This window comes from Helicobacter pylori (assembly GCA_008032955.1).
GTDB lineage: Bacteria > Campylobacterota > Campylobacteria > Campylobacterales > Helicobacteraceae > Helicobacter > Helicobacter pylori_DC.
The window spans coordinates 354,143-367,665 of record CP032046.1 but is presented as its reverse complement, the minus strand read 5'-3'; the positions used below and the strand labels follow the sequence as shown (position 1 = coordinate 367,665).

Sequence of the window (13,523 nt, the reverse complement as noted above, 5' to 3'; positions counted from 1 at the left end):
CACAATGGAAGACTTTTTGTATAACGCCTTATACTTCATAGAGGATTATAAGTTGGTTGTTATTTTTAGTTTCATAGGGTTAATAGCGTTATTTTTCCTCTACAAATTCATAAAAACTCAAAAAAAGGTTTTTAAAGATAAAGCTAACCAGCCTCAAAAGAAAAAAAGCTTTAAAGAGATCATTATAGATGGGCTGAAAGAAAGGGTTAAAACCTTTGGCTTTTGGTTGCAAGCGATACTATTACTATCCTATTCTTTTATCACATCAGGGTTATTTTTCTTGATTCTCTTAGGTAATTTTTATGATGATAATCAATTGCCTGAGAGCGATGATGATCTTTTTGATATATGGGTCTATGCGATACAAGATTTTCCTGCATACTATTTTAAGGCGCTCACTTTTAGCTCGCTCAAGATTTATGGGTTCAATATATCCTTAGTTGTATATAGTTCTATTTTATGCTCTTATATCTTTATCACCTTTTTTGTATGGTTCTTAAAATACTTAACTCGGACTAGAGACATAGGAGCGAATAAAAAAGTTGATGATCTCTTTGGCAGCGCGAGTTGGGAAACTGAAGAAAAAATGATCAAAGCCAAGCTTATCACACCCAACAATAAAAAACGCGCCTTTGACAAACGAGAGGTGATTGTAGGCAGGCGAGGTTTGGGGGATTTTATCGCTTACGCAGGACAGGCGTTCATTGGACTCATTGCCCCTACTAGGAGCGGTAAGGGGGTGGGTTTCATCATGCCCAATATGATCAATTATCCTCAAAATATCGTTGTGTTTGATCCTAAGGCTGACACTATGGAAACTTGCGGGAAAATCAGAGAGAAACGCTTCAACCAAAAAGTGTTCATCTATGAACCTTTCTCCTTAAAAACACACCGATTTAATCCTTTCGCGTATGTGGATTTTGGTAATGATGTGGTTTTGACTGAAGACATACTCTCTCAAATTGACACACGCTTAAAAGGGCATGGCATGGTGGCTAGTGGAGGGGATTTTTCCACTCAAATCTTTGGATTGGCTAAGTTGGTGTTCCCTGAAAGACCTAATGAAAAAGATCCTTTTTTTAGCAACCAGGCGCGAAACCTTTTTGTCATCAATTGCAATATTTACAGGGATCTCATGTGGACTAAAAAGGGATTAGAGTTTGTTAAAAGAAAAAAAATCATCATGCCTGAAACCCCTACGATGTTTTTCATAGGTTCTATGGCAAGCGGGATCAACCTGATTGATGAAGACACAAACATGGAAAAAGTCGTGTCTTTAATGGAATTTTTTGGAGGTGAAGAAGATAAGAGTGGCGATAATCTAAGAGCACTTAGTCCTGCCACTAGAAACATGTGGAATAACTTTAAGACAATGGGTGGCGCTAAAGAAACTTATAGCTCTGTTCAAGGGGTATATACTTCAGCCTTTGCTCCTTATAATAACGCAATGATTAGAAATTTCACGAGCGCTAATGATTTTGATTTCAGGCGTTTAAGGATCGATGCAGTGAGTATTGGTGTGATCGCTAATCCTAAAGAAAGCACTATTGTTGGACCGATATTAGAGCTGTTTTTCAACGTGATGATTTATAGCAATTTGATTCTGCCAATCCATGATCCACAATGCAAAAGAAGTTGCTTGATGCTCATGGACGAATTCACTTTGTGTGGCTATTTAGAGACCTTTGTTAAAGCGGTAGGGATTATGGCAGAATACAACATGCGCCCCGCTTTTGTGTTTCAAAGTAAGGCGCAACTAGAGAATGACCCCCCACTTGGTTATGGTAGGAATGGCGCTAAGACTATTTTAGACAACCTTTCTTTGAATATGTATTATGGGATTAACAACGATAACTACTATGAACATTTTGAAAAGCTTTCTAAAGTGTTAGGGAAATACACAAGGCAAGATGTGAGTAGGAGCATTGATGATAATACGGGTAAGACCAACACTTCTATCAGCAACAAGGAGCGGTTTTTGATGACCCCTGATGAATTGATGACTATGGGCGATGAGCTTATCATTTTAGAAAATACGCTCAAACCCATCAAATGCCACAAGGCGCTTTACTACGATGATCCATTTTTCACTGATGAACTCATTAAGGTGAGTCCGAGTTTGAGCAAGAAATACAAATTGGGGAAAGTGCCTAATCAAGCAACATTTTATGATGACTTGCAAGCCGCTAAAACCAGAGGCGAATTGAGCTATGACAAGTCTTTAGTGCCTGTGGGTTCAAGCGAACTGTGATTTTAGTTTCTAATCATTAGTTTCGTTTTGGAAGTCTTTCAAGATCAGATCAGGCGCTTCTTTGCTAATTTTTGCTAAAAAATATGGTCTTTGTCTTGCATGAAGCGTTTGGGTTTTCCTATATCTTTAATGGAATTTTCACTCACTAAAAGCTTGTGTGTTCTTTGATTTGCCAGCCATCGCTCTTAGTGGATTGTTGCATGCACTAGGTTAAAATTCATCAAGTCATTCTTACAGCACCCATGCTCAGAGAAAATGGTGCGAATTGGAAGAGTTCTTACGCTATATGTTCTTATAAGGAAGGCAAAAAGCCTATTCCAAAAAATAAAAAGACAGAATATCTTAACAAAAAGAATCAAAATATATTTTAAAAAGATTAAAAGATAATGATGCAAATAATATTATTATAAATTTGTAAGATAGTAGGAGTATACCACCAAGATTGCTTATAAAAATTATAAAGATTCAAAATAAGTTAATTCTAGCATGCTTTATTCGTTGTAATGTACTTGAGAATAAATGCAACGAAACTTCTTCACGTAAGCGCCATTAGGGTTGTGTTTCATTCCCCCATTGTAAGCGCCTATGGCCATTTCTACTAATTGGTACACGCTTTTGTTGGGGTGTTTTTGGCGGTAATAATCAAAATTTTCTTTTAAAATTTGTTTGGCTAATTGGATCGCAAAATCCACATCGTTTAACAATTTGGTTTTGAGGAGCGTTTTAGAGTAGGTAGGATAGAATTTTTTAGCGGTGTTTAAAGTGATATGAAACATGGAATAAGAAGTGTCTTTTGTGGAAATTTCGCGCTTGTTATTCAACCCTAGAGAGCTTTCTAACAAAGCGATAGAAATAAGCGTTCTGCACACCACTTCATTGTTGCAACCTTTTTGATGGATATGGATAAGATTTTCATACTGCTTGAAACTAATGGTTACCTTTTGGCATGGATAGGCTAAGGAATTAAGAAGCAAAGTCAGACCAATCCATTTCTCAAACAAAACTTTAACTTACTTTGAATCTTTCAGTAACGCTTTTTGTAACTTCTGCTTGTCGTATTTGAGCTTGTCCTTTAGAGGTGAGAGCAGATTTTGAACACTCTCATAACCACACAGCATTCCCTCTTTATAGGGGTCGTTTTTGATTTTTGCATAGAGGCTAATGCCATTAGCGTAACACAAGCCGTTAGACTTGATGTAGTAGCTTTTGATTTCTTCTTCTAAGTTCCTCAAGTCATTAGGGTTGAGAGGCGTTTTTTTGCTGTAAGAATTTTCACTGATCAAAGTCCCCTCATAGCTTCTTTTGATCGTGGTCTCCTTATCCACTAATAACCCATTATAGTTCTCTTTTTCTTTGACAACTCTCATTGTTTCATCAGAATTACTTGTTTGAGGAGAAACAGGCACTTCCACTACTCTAGGTTTCTTAGCGTTTTTCTTTTTCAACTCTGCTTCTAAAGCTTTTAGTTTCTTTTGATTTTCTAAGTCTTTGAGCTTGTATTTAGCCAATTCAGCCTCTTGTTTTTCTTTTTCTGCTAAGAGTTTCTTTTCCCTCTCTTCCTCATTGGCTATGAGTTGGGAGTTAGCGATTAGCTCTTCTATGAGCTTCTCTTTGCTGTTTTCAGGAGCGGTTTGGGTGGCATAAGGTGATGGTTGGGCCTCATTGGCGTTATTTGTCTCTTTGAGTCTATACAAGCTATAAGGAGCAACGATATTGGGTTTTTGAATAACGCTATCGTTACTAGGCATAGCTACCATCTCATCTCTTAGGGGCGAACACACTTCATCATTAGGTCTGCAGATCACATCGTTGGCGTAGTTGAAATACGCGCGTTTTTGTTGTTCAAAAAGCTTATTCTCATCAATTGACGCTCCCTTATCAAGCGTGTGGGCATTGGGATCGCTTCTTTTTGGCACTCTTAAAAAAGTCGCTTGGGCATAAGGCATGTTCTCATTGATTTTTAACACAAACTTAGCGTTTCGTTTGTTGAGCGCTTTTAGAATGTTGTAATACCCATTGACCTGTTCTAACGAACCTGTGATGATGATGAGATCCGCATAAGTCCCCATTGCTCTTGTTTTGATAATGGGGTTTTCTATGGATAAATAGTTGTTGTAATCCAATAGATCCATAGCGTAGAGATAGGTTTTGTCTTTCAAAGCGCTATTACCAAACCAATCCCCAAAGCTTTTGTCATTCACATTCAAGGTGTCGTATATATCAAACAGCGCTTGAGTTTTTGTGTCATCAACAGAGGCATATTGAGGTTTCTTATGATCAGGGATCTGTTGGCGCTGTTTAGCTTCTTTTTTGAGTCGTTTAGCTTCTTTCTTGGTCTCTTTAGTTTCTTTAGTGGCCTTAATGACCTTATCGGCTTCACTTATTTCTTTAGCATAAAGAGTGTTAGAGGTTAGTAAGCCTATGAGCGATACAGCGGTTGCTAGTTTTCTAAACATTAGTTTCCTTTTTTTTCAGAATTGATATAGAGACAAAATTCCATTGCATTTAAGGTAAGTAATGCAGCTGTAAAAAGCTCATTGGGAGTGAATTTTCTGCTAGGAAACTCTAAAAGAACTTTTTCTTCATCAGCCACATTCTTGTTGAAGCAATCATTTTCTGAGTCTTTGTAAATCTTATATAAGTTTTTTTTGAAAGTCTCTTCAAACAAATATTCAGTAGGATAGCTTATATGCCCTTTCATGTATAGTTTTTGGACTAATTCTAATATCTGATTGGGGCTGATTTTTAACAGAGAGATTGCCTTTTTTTGTAGGGTACTCAAGTTGTAGCCTAGAGACTCCTGAAAGTTGATCCATACCCCTTGATCCAATTTAGCCCTTAAAAACCCCCTATTGGACAAATTCTCATACTCTTTGTTGTTTTTAGCTTCTTTGATACTTTCTAGAGTTTCTGAAACGACCCCTTTAGATTTCAAACTTGTCTCTAATGCGTTAATGACATTCTCATCAATCTTTTCTTTGGGTTTGATGTTGAACTTATTTGAATCGTCAGTGTATCTTGAAGCCACTTTTTGCATGATTTCTTTTTGTGCGTGTTCGCAGATAAAAATAGAGAATCCTATGATATTAGAAGTCTTTAGAGAAAAAGAATTTATAGGTCGCTTGTGTGGGTCATGCAGTGAGTAATAAACCACTAGAACACCTAAATTTTTGAAATTTTCTCTCATTCTTTCTTCAGTCAAAATCGTTGTTTTGCCTCAATCTTTAGTCTCTTTAGCTTCAGTTGGTCCGTTAGTAACGCTTGTTGCTTGAGATTTTTGGGTTTCGTTATTGACAGTTGTTGCCGCTTTAGGTTGTTTTTTGGACAATTTTTCAACTAATTTCACTAAGTTGATATTAGAAAAAGACAAAAAGATTCCTATTGCGACAAAAATTATCCCAACAATCCCCATAGCACCGCTCAAGACACAACATAAAACCCCTGCTCCAATGAGACCTAATGCATCATAACGCTTATCAGCCAGACTGTTTTTGAAAAAATTTACAAAAGCGTTTGGTTTCTTTGTTTCATGGGTTGTTTCAGTTGTATTGATTATGTCAGCCATAGTGTTACCTCCATAAGGTATATTCTCAATTTGTTACTATGAAACAAATTCATGTTATTATAGCAAAAAATATGAAACCATCTCCCTATTGCTTGTCGCCATTATGCTGTTGTTTGTAGTCTAAAAAGAGATGATTTGATAGAATGAAGCGTTTAAGTTAGATCGATTAAGCTTGCTGCTATCCATTTAAATTGCTTTGAAAGTTCGCTTGTGATCTGGCTAGAAAAACAGGCTAAAGAATGGCTCAAATTGTAAAAGGACTTGACATGTTTAAAGATTTTTATCGCACCACCCTCTCTTTTTTAAAGCCTTTATTGCTTTTATTGGGTTTATTGTTGCCGTTTTCACTTTGTATAGCTGATGAATATATTAGCATAAGTGATGATTGGGATGAAAGGGCGCGAAATCAGTGGGATGAAATTGCACGAAATCATAAGACATATTATTTTGAAAATGGTTTAGACCATTTTAATCAAGGCCAATACAAACAAGCCTTTAAAGATTTTAAATTGGCGCAAGAATACAGCATTGGGCTTGGCAATGTTTATTTAGCCAAAATGTATTTGGAGGGAAAGGGCGTGAAAGTGGATTACAAAAAAGCGCAATTCTATGCACAAAACGCTATCAAAGGGTATGGGAGTGGGTTATTAGGGGGCGCTCTTATTTTAGGACGCATGCAAGCAGAAGGCTTATGGATGAAAAAGGATTTGAAACAAGCGCTCAAGACTTACAGGCATGTGGTTCGCATGTTTTCTAATAAAAGCACAAATTATTTTGCTAACAATTTTAGATTACCAAACCTTGCGTTCACTAGTATGCTTATTGGATCGCGATTCATTGATCTTTCAGGTTTGAGCGCGAATCCTATAAAATTTGGAAAGAAATTTGAAATACTTGTTAAGAAAGCCCTTCAAATCAAAGATAAGACACTTTCTTGGGAAGACATTGCTGAAATTTCAAGCAATATTATTTTACTCAAACAACAAATGGGGGAAATTCTTTATAGGATTGGGATCGCTTATAAAGAAGGACTTGGCACTAGAAAGAAAAAGGACAGGGCTAAAAAATTCTTGCAAAAATCCGCAGAATTTGGCTATGAAAAAGCCATGGAAGCTCTGTAGTTTTTCATCAAACTTGTTTAGGCTTGACTGAATGGGTTAGAAAAATCCGCTTAGATTACCCTAATTAAAACAGAGCCTTATTTTTCCATTATAATAGACACTTGATTGTTTTCAATCTCTATATAGAGTTCTTTTTGAGAATTGGAGCTATAAGAGAGTTTGTTATGCTGATAGGCCTTATAATCTTGGTCAAACACCACATAAAACAAGCGTTTGTTTTGAGAGTTGGGGTAAGGGATCACATTGATAGAGGAAAAAGCGATATTCTTTTTTTCATTTTTTGCAAACACCCTTTTTTTATACTCTTTAAAAGCGTTGAATTTCATGCCGTCATAGCGAGTGAAATCGGGGTTATAAAAACGCATGTAGCGTTCAAAATCGCCCCTAGCCCAAGCTTCTTTCCATTGGAAAAGGGAGCTTAAAATCATGCTCAATTCCTCTTTAGTGCTAGGGGAAAACTTGTCTTCATAAGTGATAAGGAACGCTTTTTCGCCTTTTAATACCTTATCATAAGAGCTTAGAATAGGGTTTTCAATCGCAATGCAACCCTTAGTGTTCAATTCATTCCGATCGCCATTTAAAGGCATTCCATGCACCCAAATGCCATGCCCGGTGCGCTTTTTCAAAGTGTCATACAAATTAGGGTAATTCGTTACAAAAGCCAAAACGCCATAATATTGATCCAAGCGCTCTAATTTCTGCGTGATACGATACACTCCAATAGGCGTGGCCAAATCGCCCTCTAAAGTTTTATCGCCCTTTTTAGAGCCTACAAGGGCTTTAGAGCTGTTGATTTTTTTAAGCATGTTGTTTTCTATTTCATAAAACTCCAAACTGGGCTTGGATTTATCCGCCACAAATAAAAACTGCTTGTTTTGATAATAGCCAAAATCCGTGTCCTTGTTTTGAAGCTCTTCTGCCCAAAAAGACTTATCCGCTAAATAAGAATCCAATTTTTGACCCACCACTTCCAAGCCTTGTTTTTGATAAAGGCGCATGATTTCTAACAAACGCTCATCAGCATTCAATCCCACAAACCCCATTAACAGAGCCGGTAATATTTTTTTCAATCCCTATTCCTTTGATAGATATAGCCCAGTTTTTGCAAGCTCTTTTCTTCCTTGCTCCATGATTTTTGAGCGATCACTTGCAAGTTTAAAAAAACCTTTTTTTCGCCCACTTCTTGCATTTTTAATCGTGCGTTAGTCCCGATGCGTTTGATATTCACCCCGTTTTTGCCTATCACGATTTTTTTTTGGCTTTCTTTTTCTACGATAATGCGCGCATACACCTTGTCTATGCGTTCTTCTTCTATAAATTTATCAATCATCACATCGCTTTCATAAGGGATTTCATCGCTCAAAAAATCAAACAAACTCTCCCTAATGATTTCCTTATAAATATCGCGCATTTTTTCATCGCTCATTAAATCCTTTTCAAAAAGCCATGCGCTAGGGCTTAAATGCTTACTGATGCATTCTAAAAGCGTGTTTAAATTTTGAGATTTTTTCGCGCTCAAAGGCACTAGATCTAAAAATTGCGATGAATATTTTTGATACTCTTGTAATTTTTGTAAAACCTGCTTATGCGTGGCTGTATCAATCTTACTCAAAGCCAAGATATGGGGTTTTTGGCACAAATTTAAAAACTCTTCATAGCCTTTTAAATCATCATGCACAGAAGCTAAAAAAACACACAATTCAGCATCGCCCATCGCTTTTAAAGCCTGTGAGAGCATGCACTGGTTGAGTAATTTTTCTTGATGATGAAGCCCTGGTGTGTCTAAAAAAATGATTTGGCTCTCATACCCTTCTTTGTCTTTAAAAGGCACGATGCATTTCATCAATTTTCTAGTCGCGTTAGCCTTATGCGAAACAAGGGCTAAATGAGCGTTTAAGAGAGTGTTTAAAAGAGTGCTTTTTCCAGCGTTTGGTTTGCCTATAAGAGCTACAAAGCCCGCCTTAGTTTTCATTATAAAATATACTTCACTAAATTTTCATCAGCCACTAAATCCCCTAGCTTGGATTGAACCAATTCTTTAGTGATAGTGATACGTTGCCCAGAATAATCCTCCGCTTCAAAACTAATGTCTTCTAGCACTTTTTCAATGGTGGTGTGCAACCTTCTAGCGCCTATGTCTTCGCTTTTTTGATTGGCGTTATAAGAAAGTTTGGCTAACTCTTTGATCGCATCGTCTTCAAACGCAATTTCTACGCCCTCCACTTTTAAAAGGGCTTGGTATTGCTTGATGATAGAGGTTTTAGTTTGGGTTAAAATCATATACATGATTTCTTCGGTTAAATTTTCTAACTCCACCCTTAAAGGGAAACGCCCCTGCAATTCAGGGATCAAATCGCTTGGTTTAGAAAGATGAAACGCCCCTGCCGCAATGAATAAAATATGCTCTGTTTTAATAGAGCCATACTTCGTATTCACCACACTCCCCTCTACAATCGGCAACAAATCCCTTTGAACCCCCTCTTTACTGGGATCTTGACGGCTTCCTTCTTTAGAACTGACAGCAATCTTATCAATTTCATCAATAAAAATCACCCCTGAACTTTCCGCGCGCTTCAAACCCTCCATTTTAATGGCTTCGCCATCTAAAAGCGTGTCGCTAATTTCTGCTTTTAGGGCTTCTTTAGCCTCTTTAACGCTTAAGGTTTTTTTGACTTTATCCTGTTCTTTATGGAAAACCTTAATCAAATTTTCTTGAACCCTTAAAATTTCAGGCGGCACATTAGAATCAATCTCTATGCTTTTTTTACGCACTTCAATTTCAATTTCTCTACTATCCAACTCGCCTTGCGCGATTCTTTGTTGCATCTTTAAAAGGCTGTTAGCGTATTCTTGTTTTTTTTCTTCACTCACACCACTAGGCAAAGGGGGCAGGAGTTTTTTAGCGATTTTTTCTATAACCGCCTCCTCAATCTTGTCTTTTAATTTTTCTTTATGCTCATTTTCCACTAAAAGCACGCTGTTATTGACTAAATCCCTTACCATAGACTCCACATCGCGCCCCACAAAACCCACTTCTGTGTATTTGCTCGCTTCCACTTTCACAAAGGGGAGTTTCATGATTTTTGCCATTCTTCTTGCGATTTCAGTTTTACCCACGCCAGTAGAGCCAATCATTAAAATGTTTTTAGGCGTGATTTCTTCTTGTAAGGATTTTTCCAGTTGCAAACGCCTGTAACGATTCCTTAAAGCGATAGCGATAAACTTTTTAGCCTCCTTTTGCTCAATGATGTATTCATCTAAATAAGCGACAATTTCTCTTGGGGTCATATTCAATTTAGACATTAAAGCTCCAAAATTTTAATATTCGTGTTGGTGTAAATGCAAAGATCCCCTGCGATTTTTAAGGACTCTTCTACGAGTTTTCTAGGCTCTAAATGAGCGAAATGATCCAAAGCCCTAGCCGCGCTCAAAGCAAAATTCCCCCCACTCCCAATAGCAGCGATCTTATTGTCTTCAGCTTCTAAAACATCGCCCGTGCCGCTCAAAATAAAAACATGATCGAAGTTTAAAACGATCATCATCGCTTCCAATCGGCGTAAATACTTGTCTTTGCGCCATTCTTTGCTGAAATCCACCACGCTTTTAAACAAATCCCCTTTTTTGCTCTCTAATATGCGTTCAAACATATCAAACAAACTAAAAGCGTCCGCCGTGCTTCCGGCAAACCCGCTTAAAACCTGGTTGTGATACAAGCTTCTGATTTTTGTCGCATTGGCTTTGACTACGCAATTACCCAAAGTTACCTGCCCATCGCCTCCAATGAGCGCGAACTTCTTATTGTCAAATTCCCCTCTATAGCCCAAAATCGTCGTCGCTTCAAACATTTTCTACTCAGCCACCACATCAATTTTAAACACGCCCGCAATCCCCGATCCAAGCTTGACTTCAATCTCATAAATCCCTGTGCTTTTAATCGGGTGTTTGAGCTCGATGTCTTTTTTATCTAAATTTAAACTCGCATGCTGTTCTTTCAAACGCTCCGTGATCTCTTCTTTAGTGATCGCTCCAAATAAAGAGCCGTTCGCACCGACTTTTTTATGGATAGTCAGCGTGATGGTTTGTAAGGTTTCTACCATTTGCAGTTTTTGCGCCTTTTCTAGGGCTTCTTTTTCCGCTTTCTTTTTGACTTCGGCTTTGTATTTGTTGATCACTTCGTTAGTGGCGAGTTTGGCTTTTTGGTTAGCGATTAAAAAGTTATTCCCATAGCCATCTTTAACTTCGCACACTTCACCCGCTTTGCCTAAATTTTTCACATCTTCTAATAATAGAACTTTCATCATATCCCCTTTAAGTTGTAAGTAATTTGTAATTATACTCTTTATTTTAATAAGTTGGGTTTTTATTGCCTATTCCTACCACCCATCTGTTTTTCTAAAGCCTGCTTGATCAATCCCAAACAATAAGGGATATTTTCTTTTGTTTCTAGCTCTACTTCCATGTTTCCAACGCATGGACGACCGATATTAGAAACATCTCTGATTTTTAGTTTTTCCTTTATTTCATTTTGCAATTCATTCAAGTTCATTTTTAAATACAATTTTAAGCCTTTTTCTTGCACAACAATATCCACAAAACTTATTTTAAAAAACTTATAAACTATATATTGTTGATTAAATTTTTCAGTTACCCTTTCATCAAGAGCTTTAATCTCTTTTCTTAAAATATCAAATAACTCCCTTGAATGGGGGCTAAACTTATAAGAGCTTAAATCATAAACCTTTTTTTCTTTCTTGAGTTTATACTCCTCTAATGTTTCTGCCTCTAGAATTGGGTAAGTCCAAATCTTTAAAGCCCAATCCGCCAAATCATTAGCTCTTTCTTCAATCTCTTTTTCGCCAAAAGATTCTGAATTTTTTAAACTTTGATTGAGTCTCAATGGGCTTTGTTCAAAGCCGTTTTCCATATTTCTTTTTTCTTGGAAAGAATTGTTGCTATACTCAGAGTTATAACCGGTTAGAGTGAGATTCCCTATTGTGTGGAGGTATTTCTCGTGTATCGCTTTAAAATTTTCACCCAAATCCTTTTGCCATTCTGGAGTAAGGGTTTGAGGCATTATATGTTCTATGCTGCATTTTTGAGTATTGACCGGCTCATTTGTGTTAAATTTTTCTAGCCTTTCAAGAAAGTATTTATTTTTTTTAAAATGATAAAAATCTATCGTAATAAAAGAATCTTTAAATTCAGAATCTTTAGGAAATTTTCCTGTCGTCTTTTCCAATGATAAAAAATGTGCTTCTATACTTTCAAGATATTGATCTTTATTGATTTTTTTTGTAAAAGAGGGAAAGATTTTATTGAGACCATTTGCGCCAAGCCCACACACCGCCCTTCTGCAAAGATAGCTCTCTGTTAAATCGATAATAGAGATAAAATCCTGATTGGATAAAACGCCATCCTTATAATCGCTATAAAGCTCTAGCAATAGCGGATACACCACATCCATCTCTAAATCCACCAAAAAACCTAAAGCCTCATTCAATCTCTTATCTCTCTCATCGGCTTCTTTTTTGAATGCAATCTGGCAAAAATACCCGCAATATTTTTGCAAATCTTTTAGTAAATTCTCTATTTCTATCCCCTCTTTTTGCTGGTAATCCTTGAAAGCTTCATAAACTTTTTTAATATTTGGAATCTTTCCTGTTTTGATCGTGAGATAATGCCGGACAAACCGATTAAACAATGTTTCATTTTGTTTAAAATCCTCCTCCATAGCCCTCCAATATTGATTATAAAAGTTTTCTTGGTTTTCAACCTCTGTTTCCATTACGATATAGTTTCTGATCAAATCCGTTTGCGTGAGTTCGATACCTTTTGAGTTCATGCTCTCAAAAATAAGTTGAGGATCATCTTTCCCTTTTTCTAAAGCAATCCAAACTATCATGAGTTTTTTTAATCCTTTAAAAATCGTTTCTAGCTTGCCGGTGTTTTTACTGATCCATTCTTCAAATAATTTAAAATTTTCCATTATTTTTACCGAAGTCTCACTCGGCTTTCTTTTGTTTTCATCAATCAAAGACAGCAAAGTGTCTTTATCAGACTCTGATAAAATGAGTTTGAATTTCTTATCGCCATCCTTATTGCTGTTAATAAGATAGCTCTCTATTTCTTTACGCGAAAATTTTTCCAAAATTTTAACTTCATCGCTTAGATGACTCCTTAAAGCGATAAGTAAAAGCGTGATAGTGGTGAGCCTTTGTTGGCCGTCAATGATGAGTAATGGGCTAGAGGACGTATTACCATCTAGCACATACAAAATAGAACCGATAAAATGCCCATTCATTTTATCATTCCCACCAATCTTTATAATATCATCCCATAATTGTTTGCATTGTTCCTTTCCCCAACTATACAACCTCTGATAGATGGGGATGACAAATTGATTGTTTTGATTTTCTTCAAAAAATCCTAATAATGTAGTTGCACCTGCGTTCATAATACACTCCTTGATTTAGCGGATTTTACCGCATGCGTCTTAATCAAACTTGATACAAATTTTACTTTTTTACCCCATAAATGCTATAATCACCCCTATCAATCAAACTCAATTCATAACAATTAAAGGTGG

At 36.7% G+C, this 13,523-nt stretch carries 12 protein-coding genes; 2 read left to right on the top strand and 10 right to left on the bottom strand.

What is annotated here, in order from left to right; genetic code table 11:
- Positions 1-4 precede the first annotated feature (4 nt).
- Complete coding sequence (locus D2C72_01825) at positions 5-2,251, top strand: type IV secretory system conjugative DNA transfer family protein (GenBank protein ID QEF43180.1); 2,247 nt, start codon at positions 5-7, stop codon at positions 2,249-2,251.
- Between the two features lie 491 nt (positions 2,252-2,742).
- Here D2C72_01825 and D2C72_01820 read toward each other — a convergent pair whose 3' ends face one another.
- Genes D2C72_01820 through D2C72_01805 form a run of 4 tightly spaced genes read right to left on the bottom strand, consistent with a single transcriptional unit; the run spans position 2,743 to position 5,816 of the window.
- Positions 2,743-3,252 carry a sodium:calcium antiporter gene (locus D2C72_01820; protein QEF43179.1) on the bottom strand — a complete coding sequence of 170 codons (510 nt, stop codon included), beginning with the start codon at positions 3,250-3,252 and terminating at the stop codon, positions 2,743-2,745.
- 9 nt (positions 3,253-3,261) lie between these two features.
- Entirely contained in the window at positions 3,262-4,707 is a 1,446-nt protein-coding gene (locus tag D2C72_01815; GenBank protein QEF43178.1) for a type IV secretion system apparatus protein Cag3, read from the bottom strand.
- Positions 4,707-5,453, bottom strand: coding sequence for a hypothetical protein (locus tag D2C72_01810; GenBank protein QEF43177.1), 747 nt, complete (start codon positions 5,451-5,453; stop codon positions 4,707-4,709). Before D2C72_01810 ends, D2C72_01815 begins: the two co-directional genes overlap by 1 nt.
- Before the next feature lie 15 nt (positions 5,454-5,468).
- Complete coding sequence (locus D2C72_01805; GenBank protein QEF43176.1) at positions 5,469-5,816, bottom strand: cag pathogenicity island protein Cag1; 348 nt, start codon at positions 5,814-5,816, stop codon at positions 5,469-5,471.
- A gap of 266 nt (positions 5,817-6,082) precedes the next feature.
- On the opposite strand from D2C72_01805, the gene D2C72_01800 reads away from it, so the two are divergent.
- Positions 6,083-6,937, top strand: coding sequence for a sel1 repeat family protein (locus D2C72_01800; GenBank protein ID QEF43175.1), 855 nt, complete (start codon positions 6,083-6,085; stop codon positions 6,935-6,937).
- Between the two features lie 77 nt (positions 6,938-7,014).
- On the opposite strand, the gene D2C72_01795 is transcribed toward D2C72_01800, so the two are convergent.
- The 6 genes from D2C72_01795 to D2C72_01770 are packed head-to-tail and all read right to left on the bottom strand — an operon-like array spanning position 7,015 to position 13,391.
- The gene (locus tag D2C72_01795) at positions 7,015-8,007 is read right to left on the bottom strand and encodes a peptidase (GenBank protein ID QEF43174.1); all 993 of its coding nucleotides are present in this window, start codon (positions 8,005-8,007) and stop codon (positions 7,015-7,017) included.
- Complete coding sequence (locus D2C72_01790; GenBank protein QEF43173.1) at positions 8,004-8,912, bottom strand: GTPase Era; 909 nt, start codon at positions 8,910-8,912, stop codon at positions 8,004-8,006. Before D2C72_01790 ends, D2C72_01795 begins: the two co-directional genes overlap by 4 nt.
- Positions 8,909-10,240 carry an HslU--HslV peptidase ATPase subunit gene (gene hslU, locus D2C72_01785; GenBank protein QEF43172.1) on the bottom strand — a complete coding sequence of 444 codons (1,332 nt, stop codon included), beginning with the start codon at positions 10,238-10,240 and terminating at the stop codon, positions 8,909-8,911. Before hslU ends, D2C72_01790 begins: the two co-directional genes overlap by 4 nt.
- Positions 10,240-10,782, bottom strand: a complete 543-nt coding sequence (gene hslV, locus D2C72_01780) for an ATP-dependent protease subunit HslV (GenBank protein ID QEF43171.1) — start codon at positions 10,780-10,782, stop codon at positions 10,240-10,242. Before hslV ends, hslU begins: the two co-directional genes overlap by 1 nt.
- A gap of 3 nt (positions 10,783-10,785) precedes the next feature.
- Entirely contained in the window at positions 10,786-11,238 is a 453-nt protein-coding gene (locus D2C72_01775; protein QEF43170.1) for a 50S ribosomal protein L9, read from the bottom strand.
- 59 nt (positions 11,239-11,297) lie between these two features.
- Positions 11,298-13,391 carry a DUF262 domain-containing protein gene (locus D2C72_01770; GenBank protein ID QEF43169.1) on the bottom strand — a complete coding sequence of 698 codons (2,094 nt, stop codon included), beginning with the start codon at positions 13,389-13,391 and terminating at the stop codon, positions 11,298-11,300.
- Between the last annotated feature and the right edge of the window lie 132 nt (positions 13,392-13,523).